Source organism: Arenibacter sp. 6A1 (assembly GCF_012272855.1).
GTDB lineage: Bacteria > Bacteroidota > Bacteroidia > Flavobacteriales > Flavobacteriaceae > Arenibacter.
The window spans coordinates 87,621-105,532 of sequence record NZ_JAAXCQ010000014.1; the positions used below are offsets into that span (position 1 = coordinate 87,621).

A 17,912-nucleotide genomic window follows, 5' to 3' on the forward strand; every position below is an offset into this window, starting at 1 on the left:
AACATCCATGCCCTAGATGCCTGTAAATTGCATTTTTTAAATAACCAACAAAATTAAAAAACTTAGTATGAAGAAAATGATTACCTATTTTATGATGCCGCTCCTATTGCTGGTGTGGTACTCGGGAAACGCACAAAATAGTACCGTCACGGGAATAATATTATCGTCAGGTGATGACATGCCCTTACCAGGGGTTAGCATTGTTATAAAAGGCACTGCAAAAGGGGTGGTGTCAGATTTTGACGGGAAATTTTCTATTGACGCCAGTTCAAGTGACGTACTGGTTTTTAGCTATCTTGGTTTTAGTACCAAGGAGATAGCGGTGAAGAACCAAAAAAACATAACAGTAGTTTTGGAGGAAAGCTCCCAAGCGCTGGATGAAGTGGTGGTTCTTGGTTACGGAACTCAAAAGAAAACAACATTGACAGCTTCGGTATCCTCGGTAAAGGGAGATGAACTTGTTGATGCTCCAGTTGCTTCCGTAGCAAATACCCTAGGTGGTAGGTTATCTGGATTGCTGACAACCCAAAGCAGTGGGGAACCAGGGTTCGATGAAACTACATTTAAGGTCCGAGGTATAGGTACTACTGGAAATTCTGATGCCTTAGTAATCGTAGACGGTATCGAAAGGAGTATCACCAGTATTAATCCTAGAGATATTCAAACAGTTACGGTTCTTAAAGATGCCGCCTCTGTCGCTCCATACGGATTAAAGGGGGCTAATGGGGTTGTTTTGATAACAACCAAAAGAGGGATGGAAGGTAAAGCTGAGATCTCCTTACATTCAAGTTATGGGTTTCAAACGCCAACCAACCTTCCTGAACAGCTTAGTTCGTTCGAATGGGCAAGTTTAAAAAATATTGCTTTTGTAAACGATGGCGGTGATCCAACAAATGTACCGTTTTCAGAAGAGGATTTGAACAAATTTCAGGACGGTACAGATGTAAACCGTTATCCTAATGAGGATGTTATGGATCAATTGATAGATTCGGCACCAATGGCTTCTCATGGCCTAACAGTAACCGGTGGAGATGATAAATTTAAATATTTTGGCTCTCTTGGATACCTGACCCAAGAAGGAGTTTGGGGAGATGCGACTAATTTTCAGCGCTATAACTTAAGCTCCAATATCGACTACCAATTGTCTGAGTCTACTAAATTTGGGATAGACGTATCTGCTTCCTTAAGAGATGTAGAAACCCCTTCCATAGGTGCTGGACAGATCATTTTTGGATTCTGGAGGTTGAATTCTACAAATCCTATTTTTTACAATAATGATAAAAATACCCCGGCAGGCTACTTCGAGAGAAATCCATATTTGGATATCAACCATAGTGGTTATTTTAAGAGTAACGATTACCGTTATGCCTTTACTATTCGGTTGGAACAGAAGATTAAAGAAATTCCTGGTTTAACGATTAAAGCTAATTTAGCGATAGATAAGAGAGATGTTACCAATAAAACGTGGAAAACCCCTTACACCTTTTATCAATTGAACAACGATAATAGCCTTTCGGGCTTTACAGGAAACATTCAGGCTCCTTCATTGACCGAATTTTATGGAGGATCTCGACAATTGACCGGACAACTCATAGCTGCTTACAATAATTCCTGGGGAAAACACAGTATAGATGCTATTACCGTTTTTGAACCTAGGGATGGTACCAATGATCCGAATATTTTTAATAAGACATTGTCCGTGACACGTACCAATTTTAATTTGGACTTAGATGAAATTTCTACAAGTGGTAATTCTAATCCAGACGATTTAAGTGCCAGTGGTTTCTCCCAAAGTCAAAGACAAGTAGGCTACGCTTATCGGGCCACCTACGATTATGCGAAAAAATATATTCTAGAAATAGGAGGTAGGTATGATGGACACTATTTCTTTGCGCCTGGAAAACGCTTTTCTTTCTTTCCTAGTTTTTCGGGGGCTTGGAGAATTAGCGATGAAGATTTTTTTGCTAGTCAAACAATCAATAACCTAAAATTAAGAGGGTCTTGGGGTAAATCAGGAAACCTTGCAAGAGGGGGAGCATTTCAGTATTTGAGCCAGTTTATTGTTAGTAATAATGTTTATGCGTTTGATAGCGGTACAGTTTCTGGGGTCTATGAATCGTTAGATCCAAACCCGAACATCACATGGGAGAAAGCTACTAAATACGATTTAGGGGTCGAAATGGACTTGTTCAACTCAGATTTAGGGATAGAATTTGATGCTTTCTATGAAAAAAGGTCCGACATGCTTATCGCAGCCAATGTAGTAGTACCCAATGAATTTGGTATTGGTATTGGGGAAGAAAATAATGGTGTCATGGAAAATAAAGGACTCGACTTTTCATTGCACTATTACCATGGGTTTTCTAATGACTTTAAGATTGATGCAGGTTTTAATTTTACCTATGCCAAAAATAAAATATTGGAAATTGCAGAAAACGATGCCACTTTAAATGACCCGGAAAGAAGTAGGACAGGGAAGGCATTAGGGACTCGCTTCGGATTAAAATCCTTGGGGTACTTTCAAAATGAAGAAGAAATTGCAGCAACACCATACGCCGTAAATCTTGGAAACCTTCAACCGGGAGATGTAAAGTATTGGGATAGAAATGAAGATGGGGAAATTAACGATAAGGATAATGTAGTTATAGGGAATTCTGCCTTTCCAAAAGTGACGTACGGGTTTAATTTAGGAGCCAATTACAAAGATTTTTCTTTGACTACCTTCTGGCAAGGTTCCTTAGGTGCCGATACCTATTTAAGCGGTTGGGGAGCACAGCCTTTTGAACAATCCAACGGAGTGGCCTTTAAGAACCATTTGGATTACTGGACACCTGAAAATCCAAATGCAGAATATCCTAGGTTAACTTCTAATCCAGCAGGTTATAACTATTGGGGGTCATCACATTGGATAAGAAGCGGGAATTATTTAAGGTTAAAAACCTTAACCTTAGCGTATTCGTTAAAGGAAATACCAAGAATTAACAATGTTAGGTTTTATTTGTCTGGTCAAAACTTGTTGACTTTTACGAATCTGAAAACAGATGTAGATCCAGAGAATCCAAATAATTATACGGGGTATTGGCAGCAAAAAACACTTACTGTAGGTGTTGATGTGAAATTTTAAAATATAAAAGACAATGAAAAGAAATAAAATATTAAATCTGTTTTTACCGGTAGTAAGCTTGCTTTTACTGACATTTACCGGTTGTAGTGAGGAATTTGTGGAAACGCAACCGACAGCTTCCGTAACTTCAGAGGCCGTTTTCTCTTCCTATAACAATACAAATATTTTTCTCAATGGAATATATGGCCGAATTGGAGGCGATTTTTGGTTTGGATACGATCCACAGTCCAATTGGTCCGATGATAGTATGACGACTTTTGGTTGGGTTACCTCCAAAAACGCCATTGCTCGAAGAGATTATAGTACTTCCAATGCGCCGGTAGGCAATGGTACCTGGACCAATAGTTATGGTAATATTAGAAGAACCAATCTTTTGATTAATGGGGTTCTAGAAGCTCCCGAAGGGACTTATTCAGAAGAAGAGAAAAATCATCTTATAGGGCAGGCAAAATTTTTAAGAGCCTTCTTTTATTTTAATCTAGCGAAATCCTTTGGAGGTGTCCCCTTAATAGATAAAGTATTAAGCAGAACCTCAGGAGAAGACATAGCCTTTCCTCGTAGTAGTTATCAAGAAACGATCGACTTTGTTGTAAAGGACTGTATGGACGCGGCCCAATTACTTCCGGAGTTTTGGTCAAATGACGGTTCAACTAGAGCAAGTAAAGGTGCTGCCCTAGCGCTTAAGGCAGATGCCGAATTATTTTCGGAACGATGGGGCGATTGCGTTCAAACCTGTCAAGATATTTTTGCTCTGGGGTACGGTATCGCAGAAGATTATGAATCCTTATTTAGACCAAAAACGGAAGACAATGAAGAAGTTATTTTTGACATTGAATTTAATGAGTCCAGAGCTCATGATGCAGAAGTGTTTTTAAGCCCAAGAGTTGACCCGCTTACCGGGGTCGCCGCTGGATGGGGGCATTTATTGCCAACCCAACAGTTAGTGGATGCCTATGAATTTAAGGATGGTTCCGAGGGAGATGATCCTGCACATGCCGATGACCCCTATACTGGAAGGGATAATAGGTTTTATGCTTCAATCTTATACGATAATTCGGATTGGAGAGGTGGAAAAATTTTCACTAGGTTCGATCCAGCAGTACAACAAGGTACCTTTAGCAACTCCTTTGATGAAAACCATACCCATCAAGGAACCCTCACTGGCTATTATTTTAAAAAATACTTGGATCCGGATGTAATTCCAAGCGAAACTACTTTTTACGGGAAAAGTGTTGGAACTACAAATGCCATTATTTACAGATATGCAGAAATTTTATTGATGTATGCCGAGGCAAAAAATGAATTATCCGGCCCCGACGGGACGGTTTACGAAGCCGTTAACCGCTTAAGGGAAAGAGGAGGCCTAATGCCATTAAGTGGTTTGAGCCAGACCGAAATGAGAGAAAAAATCCGTAATGAACGAAGAGTAGAATTGGCCTTCGAAGGGGGTAAACGATATTGGGATATTATTCGGTGGAGAATTGGCGGGGAAGTATTCAATCAATTTAAGCAAGGAATGCGTATCGAAGAAGAACCGGACGGATCTTTAGTGCACAAAAGAGTAGATGCCTTTGGAGGTGAAATGAGGTTTAATGAGCCTAGGGATTATTTGTTCCCTATTCCTGAGCAAGCGATAGAGGTTAATCCAAAATTGGAGCAAAATCCTAATTGGTAAGTTTTTTTTATATTGGTTTAGTTTTCAGCACCTTTAGGCAATATGTCTAGAGGTGTTGTTTTTTTGGACAATCATTTTTTTTACAAATGCTCTTAGATTGGCCTATTTTAATAAATTAGAATAATCAGTCGACAGGATATGAGTGCGGTGCATCAAGATCTCCGATTAATAGCTAATTGTGGTGTTGGCTTAGAAACAATAGAAAGTACGGTTTTAGTGGGCAGTAAATAATTAGGAAGGTGTAGGATGCCACATCTATAGACCTCTGGCGGTATCAGCTAGATCTTAGTGTTTTTCCTAGATACCAAATCAATTAGTCCTGCAATAGAGCAGATCGGCCCCCATCTATTAGGTAAGTGGTCCCGGAGATGAAACATGCCATATCGGAGGCTAAAAAAGCACAGAAAGTACCGATATCTTCTGTGGTACCTAGTTTTTTTACAGGGTGTAAAGATATGGTTCGGCTTCGTTCCGCTGTTGGGTCTGGAAAGCTGTCGAACCATTTTTGATTTCCTTCAGTATCGATAAATCCAGGAGCAATGCCAATAGTTCGGATTTTAGGGCCCCATTCGATAGCAAGGGATTGAACCAGCCCTTTTAAAGCAGTTTTGGTAACATTATAAGGGAAACATCCTGGAATGGTAGCTTCACTATGGTTAGAAGTCATTATGAGAATAACGCCGTTTTTGCTTTTCTCTAACCATGGTTTACAAAGAAGGCTTAATTGCCAATGCGATTTCAGGTTTAAATCGGTATTAAAATCCCATTGTTTTTCGCTACAATGATCAGCCCCTTCAAAAACATTAGTCCCTGCATTGGAAATCAAAATATCAATGCCTCCATATTTTTTTACGGTAGCTTCAACAGTTGCTGTCATTTGGTTGATATTTGTTACATCGCAATAACTGTAGTGTCCCTTAGCCCCTTCCATTACCAGCATTTCAGAGAAATTCTTGGCATCTTCAGTGTTTTCTTTAAAATTAGCACAGCCCGTGATAGTGCAGCCTGCCCTTGCAAATATTTTGGCTATTCCAAATCCGATACCACTTGTCACCCCTGTAATCAAGGCTGTTTTTCCTTTTAAGTCAATTGAAAGCATAATTTGTTTTAAATATAAAATCCTTCTTTGTTTTCTCGTATACCCGGATGTTTTTCCATTTCTTCCTCTATCAAATCTACTCCTAAACCAGGCCTGTTACTTAGTTTTAAATAACCGTTTTCAATATCCAATGGATGGGATATTATCGAATCGCGCCAAGGAACATCTTTAAAAATAAATTCCTGCCTAAAGAAATTGGGAATAGTAGCACACACATGTCCAGAAGCCAGCGTTGATAAGGGACCATTAGGATTATGTGGTGCTATTAAGACATTATAGACTTCGGCCATGCTAGCCATTCTTTTCATTTCTGAGGGACCTCCGCAACGAGTAATATCTGGCATAATATAGTCGCAAATATGTTTTTCTAAAATAGGTCGTATCCCGTATCGCGTATAGTGTCGTTCCCCTACACAAATAGAAACATTTGAATCTATCCTATCACGAAAGGCTTTTAGTGTATTGGTATTTTCCGGACCCGCTGGTTCTTCATACCAAGTGATATCTAGTGCTGCCATTCTATTAGCCATGCTTACTGCTATGTTAAAATTTAGCATCGCATGGGTTTCTATCATAATATCCATATCCTTCCCTACGGCCTCCCTGACGGCCTTACTCATTTCAAATGCTTTGTTCTGATCAGACTTGGACAAGGATAGATTAGTGTCTAGATCTTCGCCGTAAAAATAATTAGTATGGGCAAACGGATCAAATTTTAATCCGGTAAATCCAGCAGCCTTAACTTCTTTTGCTTGTGAAACATAATCATTGGTATTGTGTTCTCCTTGGGTAAACCAATAATTAGCATAAAGTTTTATGTCAGTTCTAAAAGCCCCTCCCAACAAGTCGTACATCGGAACTCCGAGAGCTTTGCTTTTTAAATCCAATAACGCCATATCGATACCCGAAATGGCACACATACTGGCGCCAAAAGGCCCTACCCAATTCAGATCTCGGTAAAGCTTTGTCCATATAAAATCTATTTTCATAGGATCTAGGCCTATAATTCGATTGCCAAGTTCTTTCGCTGCCGCTTCTACAATTTGGCTTCCCGGCCAATTGGTAGCTTCGCCAACTCCTGTTAGGCCTTCATCGGTATAAATTTTAAGGAAGGTCCAATTGTATTTTACACCTTCTACTAGCCATACTTTAACGTCGATTATTTTCACTTTTTTTTTGGTTAGGTGTTGGTCTATTTTAAGTTGAAAATGGTAATAGTTTCCTACGGATACGATCTCAATTCATTACTATTGGTTTTAAAAGAATTGTTTTGTGCAATACATAAGTTAATCAAAAATAAGGGTAATTTCGCCAGTTAATACTTTATCTTTTATAGACACCCTTCCTTCACTATGTGGCGTTCCGTAAAATGGCTCCGAACCCTTATTGGAGTAATCCGAAATAAGCCAATGAATATGCTCTTCTTGCAACCAGGTTCTAGAAGATTGATCTCCCTTTGAAAGCACCGTAATCTTGCTTCCTTTTTCATTGGAAAGTGAGGCATAGAGAATATTTCGCTTTGTTGATCGAAAATCATTGCTGCCTAATTCATTGGCATCATCCTTCCAAGAATGTAATGGTTTTATTCGCCATGGCGCTACACCCTTGGTGGAAACGGCATTTAATTTAGCTGATCCTTCATTTCTTCCTATATGATCATCGGGGTAAAGGGTGAAATCTCCCTTCCTTTTCCAAGCCAAGCGATCAAAAGATTTAGGTAAAATCAGTACTAAACCATATTGATAAGGAGATTCCTGTTTTGATATTTCAGAGATAGTATAGCGGGCATTGAAGTATCCATTGGTGTCAAAGGTATACTCCATAACTCCCTTTCCTTCCTTAAAAGTTACGTCAATGATCATTTTAATTGCCTCTTGAGATTTTTTGATCTCTATATTGGTTGCATATTTCATAAACCATGGGAAATTTTGAAGAGGGGAGATGTTTCGTTGATAGGTCTCTCCTGCAATATTGTTTTTTCCACCGTCTTCGCTATTCATAGGTACAACCGAAAATAAAGGGCCTTCTTTTATAATGGTCTGACCATCATTTACAATAGATTTGATAGCGCCCGTTAATTTGCTAACCCGATACCGAATGTCACCTTGAAGGATATGATAAGAATCTTGATTTTCTTCATAGGAAAGAGCTTTGGTTTTGGAGTTTTCTATTAAAACCTTTTCCGTAAAATCATAATACTCCTCCTCGGCAATAAACCCTAGAGGGTCATAAAATGTCATTTTAAGAGTATTGATCTTTGTTTTCGAAGGAATGGTTATTATCCCTTGTTTTCTAGGAGGGATATTACTTTTTATCTCATATTCTTTACCGTTTATTTCAGCAATGATTGTTATATCCTGTAAAGAAGTAAAATCATAGCGGTTCTCTACTTGTAATTGAATTTTTTTGCCACTAAGGTTTTTGTTTAGAATTTTTACAGGAGAATATGCTTTCTTAACACCAAAATATTCGGGTTTTGGGCGTCTCCATCCATCTAATGGTCCCCAGGGGCCATATCCAACTATTTTTCCATTGGGCAAATGAAAAGTATCATCTATACCACTCCAAATAGCACCACCTAAATTATTTTGATGCACATATATAGAATCGTAAAAAGCAACCAAAGGTTGGTTATAAGCATCACGTACTCCTGGGTCGGTCAACAGCTCTCTGCGATTATAGGTAGACAAATGTGCATACTCGCCAAACAAAGTAGGTCTGGACATGGTATCTGTAGCTGCCGGACCATTGATGCCGGGATAGTGGTAGTTGGCTATGTCTGCAGTACTTCCGGCATTATTGAATCCGCCCCAGCATTGATCATGAAAAGCATTGGGTCTAGAAGGGTCCATGAATTTAACGAATTGTTTTACCTTGTCCCATAAAGGGCTCCAACGAGATTCGTTGGCAAGTGACCAAAGGATAATAGAAGGGTGTTTTTTGTTTGCCTGGATATTCTCAATGTTGGCCATTAACATATAGGGTAAAAATTTCTCGTTCTGGTAATTCCAATGCCCCCATATAGGAGAGGCATGGTGTTGTATCCAAGTTAAGGATGCTTCGCTTTCTACAAAGAGTCCCAAACGATCTGCGGCCTCCAAGAATTCTTCCGAAGGAGGATAGTGCGAGGTCCGGATATAGTTACAGTTTGCTTCCTTAAAAAGTTTGGCGTCCAATCGTTCAAATTCCGGTGTCAAGGACCGACCAGTAAGCGGGTGAACCGCATGACGGTTTACCCCATGAAGTTTTATTGGATGTCCATTTACGAAAACTTCCCCTTTCTTAATGTCGATTTGTCTAAACCCTATATTTTGAACGTTTTTTTGTAAAATCTCCTCGTTTTTGACCAATTCGGTTTGTAATTGATACAAATATGGGTTTTCGGGGTTCCAATGATTAGGGTTGTTTATGTTAAAAATCTCATCGGAAATAATATAATTTTTATGGTCTTTACTGGTGCTTTCTAAAGCAAGTCTTTTGTGTAACTTTTGTTTGCCCTTGGCGTCTATAAGGGTATATCGAAGCTGCAAATCTGAAATATCAGTATTTAAGAGGTCTATTTTAGTTTCAATTTGCAGTTTGGCATTCTGAAACTTCTTATCAAAAGTAGTGGTAATGGTTATATCCGCAATATTCGATTCTGGCAAAACAAACAAACGTACCTTTCGTAATATTCCCGCTACGGTATGGGCGGCATATTGTGATGTACAACCCAAAACATCACTGATTGTATTTGCCCTTACGGCTACTTCTATTAAATTGTTGCCCGCTTTTATTTGATTGGTTATCTCGGCTTCAAAAGGAACAAAACTGCCTTCGTGTTCAACAATAGGTATTCCGTTTAATTTTACATGTGCATAAGAACTAACAGCGTCAAATTTTATGAAAATCCGTTTGTGCTGCCATTCCTTGGGAATTTCTATGTTTCTTTGATAATAGGCCGTTTCCCCTATATTTAATTCGTGCCCCTGCATGACCAATTCCCCAGGAACTTCTATGGGGATTGGTGTATTATTGTTAAGAGCAACCTGCCATGTCCCATTTAAGGAAATAACAGGTTTTTTTATGTTTTGCACTGCTGTAGGAATGGGAGATAGTCTTGGGATTTCAAGATTGGTTTCTTGCAGAATAGGATGCGGATATGCTTGGGAATTTACGTTTGTGGTAAGCAAAAGTAAAAGGATATATGAAAAAAACCGTATGTTATGTTTTCTTAGATTGAGGTAGCCTTTATTGGTTTTCATACTTTGTTTAAAGTGTTATTATTAAAAAAGAGAACTAATACAAAATATATAATCAATTTCAATGGTTTTGAAGTTGAATTAGTTGCGTTTTTCTTTATGATTTAAAAGAATATTCGCTACAAAAATAAACCGCATTTTCGTAGCGAATACATATTATAATTCAGTGTAACCTAGACTGCTATGGTATTAATAGACAATAGTGTCTGTTGCCATTATTGGTAGCTTGTAATTTCCAAAATTATAATGTGTGCCTTCTATTATTTTGTCTACATTGGTTTCTGCCAACGGGGTGTTGTACAAATAAATGGTCTTTAATTGTTTAACGCTAGACAAGACCGAAAGATATTCTTCTTTAAAACCAGTATCGGTTAAGTTTAAGATGGTTAAATGTTCTAGGCCCTTTAACTTCTCAATGCCTTTTCCGGTTATATCCGTATTATCCAGTTTTAGAACCGTCAGATTAGGAAATTGGGATATAACCTCAAATACATCGTCCGTAATTTTTGTATCGCCAAGATCTAGATAAACCGTCTGTTTTATGACAGGGGCCAGGGACTTAATATCCTCGTCTCCAAATAGTGGACTGTTGGTGCAGGAAACCTTTAGGAAATTATTATCCATACTGATAGGTTCTATATGAAGCCCTTTGTTTTTAAGAGCAACAATACTGTCCTTGGACGCTTCGGCCACCCTTGCCTTTGGATAAAGACTTTTATTGGTTTTAGGAAAAAAAGCGGCAAACAATTCTCTTTGCAAGCCTAGCTCCCCAATTTTTTTGTCAAAGTTGTTGTTATTGGCTATCCAAGTTTTTATAATTTTTATTTCTTCCTTGGTGAGTTGGGTCTTGTCTTTTGGGGGCATGTGGTCCTCATGATCCAAGGGAAGTACCAACCTTGTATACAAAGAACTGTTATCGGGATCGTTAGGTTTTAGTACGGCGCCGTTCTCTCCGCCCGTCAGGATTCCATTTTCTCCATCTAGCTGTAGTTCGCCCTTATCTTTTTTAGGGTTATGACAGCTCACACATTTATTGTTCAATATAGGTTGTACCACATCTTCATATAGAAAAGCCTCCTCCCAATTGTCTTCTTGTAGTACAGGCATTTCATACGTTTCGACGCGTATTCCTAAAAATGATTTGATATTTTGGGGAAGAGGTTCTGTCAGGTAATCCGAACCATGGGTAATATTGCCCCCAAGGTGGCCGGTTATAGAAATCAAAAACAATAATGAAAACGACAACATGACAATAGGTAAACGTTTAAGAAAGTTCTTTTCGAAGACTTCCTTTAATCGCAGGAACATTAAAAGGGAAAATAGTGCCGTAAATACGCCAGACCATAAATGTAAGGCTACCGTATCAAAAGCATACCCTTCTCCCAAATACAGACAATAACCGCTGATACAGGCAATAATAGCGGCGATAAACCCCCATAGAAAAACCAGGGCAATTATGTTTGTCAGCTGTTTTTCCTTTCGGTCATACCATTGTAGTAATAACCCGGTAATTATAAATCCTATGGGCAAATGGACTACTACTGGGTGTAAGCGGCCTATGAGTTGTTGGATAACTTCCATGAAATATTTATTAATTCAAGTTTAGACGTTCCTTAATAACCTTCATCATAAAAACATTTGCTTCCCACTGGTCCGATAGCGGAGTCCTGGTGTAGGGAAGTGTGGGCATATAATCCGCAGGGCCAAACTCTGTCGTAACGGTGAAAACTCCTTGGTGTTCTTTCCAACCTTTTCTAATGATTTGCTCCCATATATCTACATGGCGCTTTAGGGCATTGGCCCATTCCGGAGCTTTGGGGTCGTTGACCTGTGGCCCTTGAGGGTGTCCTACCCGTGCATGTATATGGTGCGATTTGTTAATTACGGGTTTTAGTAGCTCATCTTTTCCTTGAAGTAAGGATTCATGCACTGCCATCCAATGGCTGATATCCAAGGTTAATTTTAATTCTGGAATGGAAGACAGGTATTTGGATGTTTCTGGAAGAGAGTAACTAAACCTACCTCTGTGGGTTTCATGGTATACAGGGATTTTATGAGTGGCACTAATAGCATTTGCCGCTTCGATAAACGCTGCGTTTTGTGATTCGGTAAAAAAATCGCTACCAGTATGGCAATTGACGAAGACGGGTTTCCATTCCATGAGGGTTTGTAAGCCTTTTTTATATTGCTCCAAGCTTGCCTCAAAGGGCAGGCCCTTATTAGTGCCGTGAAGAAAACTCACCAATAATCCATGCTTCTTAAGGGCTGTTTTTAACGCTACCTGCTTTTTGGCATCCCAGGGAAACCAAATTTCGATGCCATCATATCCTGATGCCTTGGTTCGTTCGCAAAATTTGTCCATGGAGAGTGCATTCCCCCAGTCCGTTTGAAAAAACAGCACTTTTTCTTGGCTGTGGGAAAGGAAAATGGTTCCGAATAAAAAGATTATAATGGTAGTTAGTGATCGCATTGAATTGGTTTAAATTATATAAATCGATTTTTAAGCTAATATTTCATTTATAACATGTCCCTCTACATCGGTCAGGCGGAAAGGTCTACCTTGGAAATCGAAGGTAAACTGCTCATGGTTAAACCCAAGTAAATGTAAAATGGTGGCATGGACATCATGGACCGAGACTTTTCCTTCCAAGGCCGAATAGCCAATTTCATCGGTCACTCCATGGCTGGCTCCTTTTTTAATACCACCTCCGGCCATCCACATAGTAAAGGCGTCGCCGTGGTGATCCCTGCCTTTATAAGCCATTTCCTGGCCTTCCCTGTTTTCCTGCATCGGTGTTCGTCCAAACTCACCTCCCCAGACCACAAGGGTTTCGTCTAACAGCCCTCTTTGTTTAAGGTCTAAAAGCAGGGCAGACATAGGGCGGTCTATTTCTGTACATTTATTTCTTAGGCCTAAGTCCACAGCAGTTCCGTGGTCGGTTCCGTGGCTATCCCAGCCCCAATCATACAATTGTACAAAACGCACACCGTCTTCCACAAGTTTTCTAGCCAATAAACAATTGTTGGCAAAGGATTCTTTTCCTGGTTGTACCCCGTACATCTCTTTTATATGTTCGGGTTCGTTATTGATGTTCATTATTTCCGGAACGGCTGTCTGCATTCTATAGGCCATTTCGTATTGGTTGATCCTAGCTAGGATTTCGGGATCGGAATATTTGTTGAACTCTTCTTTATTAATTTTGTTAATGGCATCAATGGTGTTTTTTTTAAGGTCTCGGGAAATTCCTTTAGGGTCTTCTATATATAGCACCGGATCGCCCTTAGAACGACATTGTACCCCTTGGTACACCGAGGGAAGGAAACCGCTTCCCCAAACACTTTTTCCTGCATCCGGTGTTTTTCCTCCAGAGGTCAATACCACAAAACCTGGCAGGTTTTGGTTTTCAGAACCAAGGCCATAGGTTACCCAAGACCCTATACTCGGTCTTCCTAACCTTGGACTCCCAGTTTGCATGAACAACTGGGCAGGACCGTGGTTAAATTGGTCGGTATTCACCGCTTTTAAAAAGGCAACTTCGTCTACTACCTTAGAAAAATGTGGTAAAAAATTAGACACCCAGTTTCCGGATTCTCCTTCTTGTTTAAATTCGGCCTGAGGACCCAACAATTTAGGCGTTCCCCTGATAAATGCAAATTTTTTCCCTTCCAACATCGATTGTGGGGTAAGCTGTCCGTCTAGTTTTTGAAGGGCAGGCTTATAGTCGAACATCTCCAATTGCGATGGTGCTCCGGCCATGTGAAGGTAGATTACAGATTTTACCTTAGCAGGAAACGGAGGAGCTAAAGAGGCTAAAGGGTTGACATCCCTTTCGGTGAGCGCTATTTTTCCATTTCCATTTTTACTGCCAAAGGAATTACATGACATGAAAAAAGATCCCAAAGCTAATCCGCCCATTCCTGTGACACAATTCTTTATAAAATGCCTTCTGGTGTTGGCCTGTAACTCTCTTTCTATCTTTTCTTTTATGAGTCGGTCTATATTGTTCATTGCTACGATTTTGTTAAAAACTCATCTAGGTTCATTATGGCATTGGCCACCACGGTCAATGCTGCTATATTAGGGGTTGCTTTAGCCTCAAAGGGAATAAACTCTCTTATGGTCTCCGGGCGCTGTTCAAATTCCTTAAGGGAGCTATGGTATAATTCTTTTAGGGCTGTCATTTTATCTTTTTCAATAGCTCTTAAAACGGCTTTGGAATACCCAGTAGAAATGCTTTTATCAGGATTATTGGCCTTAGCCATATATTTAGCCAAATTAAACGCAGTTTCCAGAAATACCGGATCATTAAGGGTCACTAATGCCTGTAAAGGAGTATTGGTGACTGTTCTTCTAACGGTAGAAACCTCGCGGCTATTAGCATCAAAAGTAATCAATGAAGGGTAGGGGCTGGTACGCTTTAAGTACGTATACAAAGCTCTTCGGTATTTGTCTTCCCCTTTGCTTTCTATCCATTGACCACCGTTGTAAACGGTTTGCCAAATTCCATCGGGTTGGGGAGGCATTACACTTGGTCCGTACATTTTTTCACTCAAGAGTCCCGAAACCGCCAAGGCCTGGTCTCTTATTTGTTCTGCAGACAGCCTTGTCCTTGGACCTCGAGCGTATAATTTGTTTTCTGGATCCTTGTTGTAAAGGTCAGCACTGTTTACAGATCGCTGCCTATAGGTGCCCGACATAACAATTTCCTTTACCAAGGCTTTTATACTCCATTGATGCTCGTTCATAAATCTAAGGGCCAGCCAATCCAATAATTCTGGGTGGGAAGGTGCGTCGGACTGAGAGCCCATGTCTTCCAAGGAGGCAACAATGCCTCTTCCAAAAAGTTGATGCCATACCCTGTTTACCAAGGTGCGGGCGGTAAGCGGATTCTCCTTGCTTACTAGCCATTGGGAAAAACCTAACCTGTTTTTTGGCCACTCGGCCTTCCAATCGTTTAGCACCTGAGGGGTAGATGGGGCTACTGTATCGGTTTTCATAAGCCAGCTGCCTTTTTCAAAGAATTGTGTAGTTCTTTTTTGATGATCTAGGTTTTCCACCATTATAGGCAAGGTAGGCGTAGAGCTGTTCACCAATTGCATGAAATCTTCGTTAATTTGGGAATATTCTGGATTCTCAGTGGCTTTAATTTCTGGAAGAAAAGCTATCCATGATATATAACTCGTGGGTGTTGTTGGGGAAATACGGTTGTTTTCTGCCTCTATGTATAAGTTTAGCTTTTCCTTAGTTTTCTTAAATGGAAACTTTTGAACAACCCTTCCTTGGGTTTTATTGGTGGTAAACTGTGCAAGGATTTCTCCTTCAGCATTATCCTTTCTAATGGTTACTTTAGTAGCATCTATACCGGAATAAAGTTTTAAATATATGTAGTTGGCACCCTGGGTATACACATCGTTAATGTAACAAGAACCATTATCGCGCAAAGCAATCCATTTGGTATCTGCTAAATTTCCGTTGGTATAATTTTTTGCTAAATGACCATGGTACACAGGCTCTGAATAGGTAAGGAAATTTTTATAAGCAGCAGCAACTTCCTTGTTTTCATTGTTTAAAATCCATTCGTATATTTTACTCACTTTTGATTTCTGGTCCGGATTGTAAAACTTAAGGTTGGGTTCATCCTCTGTAGTATCTTCATCCCTAGTATTGTTAAAAAAGGCCATCAAGTTATAATACTCCTTATGTTTAAAAGGATCATAGGTATGGCTATGACATTGTACACAACCAATAGTAGTGCTCTGCCATACTTCAAAAGTGGTATTCACCCTATCAATAACAGCGGCAACTCTAAATTCCTCGTCATCGGTACCGCCTTCGTCGTTGTTCATCGTATTTCTATGGAAAGCCGTAGCTATCAATTGATCTACTGAAGGGTCGGGCAAAAGGTCTCCCGCTAGTTGTTCAATAGTAAATTGATCATAGGGCATGTCCTTATTGAAGGCTTTTATCACCCAATCCCGATATTCCCACATCGATCGTCCCATATCTTTTTCATAGCCCTTGGTATCTGCATAACGGGCTTGATCTAACCACCAACTGGCCCATTTTTCACCATATGAATCTCGAGACAAAAGGTCGTCGACCATATTTTCATACGAAATTTTTCCTGTGGTAAAATTTTCGAAAAGGGTATTGTCGGCAGGAAGCCCTATTAAATCCATAGCAAGTCTTCTGGCGATGATATTTTGGGCTGCCGGTTGACTTGGTTCTAAATCGTTGTTTTCGAGCGTCTTTAGGATAAAATTATCGATGTTGTTTTGTATAAATCCATCAGTACCACTAGAAGAAATACCGGCCGATTGGGTAGTTTCAGGGACGGCTACCTTTTCTGGTAGGCTATACGCCCAATGTTTGCCCCATTTTGCTCCTTCATCTACCCATTTGGTCAAAAGTGCTATTTCTTCTTCCGATAATTTTGGCTTCTGATAGGGCATTCGCAATTCAGGATCCTCTTCTTTTAAAAGTTGTATGAAGGAACTTTTAGCGGCATTTCCCGGAATAATGGCAGGCCCCCCCGACTCGGTGTCGGCTAAAGCCTCGCTCTCAAATAAAAGGCTAAAACCACCACTTTTTTTTACCCCTCCATGACACGCAATACAGTTCTTATTCAGAATTGGCTTTATATCGGTACTGAAATCGATCGTTGATGCTGGCTTTAACTTGCTCCATATAACAAAAACAAGACCTAACATTACGGCAACAAACAAGGCGATTAAATATTTTTTGTTCACTCTTTTAAATTTTAATGGTTAAGCTTTTTAGATTAGTTCTGTAAAGTGCTAATGTGTTGGTATTTAGTTGTTAATATTGATGATGGGAAATCTGTAATTTTTTAAGAATCAATTTATTATATATTTTTTAGTTTAAAAAGCACGGTTAACTTTACTATTGCAAATTAATTATAGCAGCCATAGAAACATGGCAATATATTAACAAAAAACTCCTCTATATTTGCATTTATTTGTAAGACGCAACTTAAAAATGAACATTTAAGAAAGAAGGTTTGTCTTTGTATGTACCTTGGTATTTTTAAAGTACAGAATCCATCATTGTAAAAATATCTCTGGTTTATTGTGTTTTTCTCCAAAAATATATCTTCATTTTACACTTGGGAATCGTCTTAAGAAATGTGATCTGATGTTCATGATTTTATAGTTTTTGTTAAAAAGTCAATAATAGTTAAAATAATAGGTTGATTCGATGGACATTATGGCTGTAATTATGCATTATATTATGATAATCATCGGATCTTGAGTATTTAACTGTGTTTGCGTTATAAAATATTGGGGATGCGGTGGAAAAACGGTGTCTTAATTTTACGATCATTTTGTTTTATTCGAGAGGTAGAGAGAGAACACATATTAAGGTCTTCTTTTTACTGTCATATGCCTAAAAAGTATTCGTCCAATATTTTGTAAAAAGTCATATCGCCCTGTAGTCTCGCTGGCGGTCGGGGGAGGGGCTGTTTTCCGCGTTAGCTATTGCAGCGGCATCCTTTTTTTAAAGGACTTTAGGGCTTTTAAAAAAGATACAGCGGAAAGAGCGACCCGATAGGGGAACGTCCATATACAACAGGGAGATCTAAAATGATACAAGACCCAAAGTTGCGTGGTATTCAATATTGTTGTTCCTCTAAAATGAAGTAATTTGGGCGTTCCCTCCTTCGTCGGTCGGGCACTCCGCTATATCCCTCGTTGCACTTCGGGGATGCCGCTGCGATCCCTAACGCGGGGTACATTAAACAATCAGCAACG

General features: G+C 39.5%; 9 protein-coding genes. 2 read left to right on the top strand and 7 right to left on the bottom strand.

Annotated elements, in window-relative coordinates; genetic code table 11:
• The first annotated feature begins 67 nt into the window (after positions 1 to 67).
• Together HCG49_RS13420 and HCG49_RS13425 are read left to right on the top strand one after the other, a co-directional pair.
• On the top strand, positions 68 to 3,124 hold the full coding sequence (locus HCG49_RS13420) for a SusC/RagA family TonB-linked outer membrane protein (RefSeq protein ID WP_168470051.1): 3,057 nt from the start codon (positions 68 to 70) through the stop codon (positions 3,122 to 3,124).
• A 13-nt stretch (positions 3,125 to 3,137) separates the two neighbouring features.
• Positions 3,138 to 4,799, top strand: a complete 1,662-nt coding sequence (locus HCG49_RS13425) for a RagB/SusD family nutrient uptake outer membrane protein (RefSeq protein ID WP_168470052.1) — start codon at positions 3,138 to 3,140, stop codon at positions 4,797 to 4,799.
• Between the two features lie 313 nt (positions 4,800 to 5,112).
• Here HCG49_RS13425 and HCG49_RS13430 read toward each other — a convergent pair whose 3' ends face one another.
• The 7 genes from HCG49_RS13430 to HCG49_RS13460 form a co-directional block, all read right to left on the bottom strand.
• On the bottom strand, positions 5,113 to 5,898 hold the full coding sequence (locus HCG49_RS13430; protein ID WP_205764400.1) for an SDR family NAD(P)-dependent oxidoreductase: 786 nt from the start codon (positions 5,896 to 5,898) through the stop codon (positions 5,113 to 5,115).
• 8 nt (positions 5,899 to 5,906) lie between these two features.
• Positions 5,907 to 7,067 carry a mandelate racemase/muconate lactonizing enzyme family protein gene (locus tag HCG49_RS13435; protein WP_168470053.1) on the bottom strand — a complete coding sequence of 387 codons (1,161 nt, stop codon included), beginning with the start codon at positions 7,065 to 7,067 and terminating at the stop codon, positions 5,907 to 5,909.
• A 117-nt stretch (positions 7,068 to 7,184) separates the two neighbouring features.
• The gene (locus HCG49_RS13440; RefSeq protein ID WP_168470054.1) at positions 7,185 to 10,142 is read right to left on the bottom strand and encodes a glycoside hydrolase family 2 protein; all 2,958 of its coding nucleotides are present in this window, start codon (positions 10,140 to 10,142) and stop codon (positions 7,185 to 7,187) included.
• A 186-nt stretch (positions 10,143 to 10,328) separates the two neighbouring features.
• Positions 10,329 to 11,720 (bottom strand): c-type cytochrome domain-containing protein, encoded by a 1,392-nt coding sequence (locus tag HCG49_RS13445; protein ID WP_168470055.1) that lies wholly within the window; start codon positions 11,718 to 11,720, stop codon positions 10,329 to 10,331.
• Between the two features lie 10 nt (positions 11,721 to 11,730).
• Positions 11,731 to 12,609: a sugar phosphate isomerase/epimerase family protein gene (locus HCG49_RS13450; RefSeq protein ID WP_168470056.1), complete on the bottom strand. Its 879-nt coding sequence runs from the start codon at positions 12,607 to 12,609 to the stop codon at positions 11,731 to 11,733.
• A gap of 30 nt (positions 12,610 to 12,639) precedes the next feature.
• Complete coding sequence (locus HCG49_RS13455; protein WP_168470057.1) at positions 12,640 to 14,148, bottom strand: DUF1501 domain-containing protein; 1,509 nt, start codon at positions 14,146 to 14,148, stop codon at positions 12,640 to 12,642.
• A 2-nt stretch (positions 14,149 to 14,150) separates the two neighbouring features.
• On the bottom strand, positions 14,151 to 16,889 hold the full coding sequence (locus HCG49_RS13460; RefSeq protein WP_317167499.1) for a PSD1 and planctomycete cytochrome C domain-containing protein: 2,739 nt from the start codon (positions 16,887 to 16,889) through the stop codon (positions 14,151 to 14,153).
• Positions 16,890 to 17,912 lie beyond the last annotated feature (1,023 nt).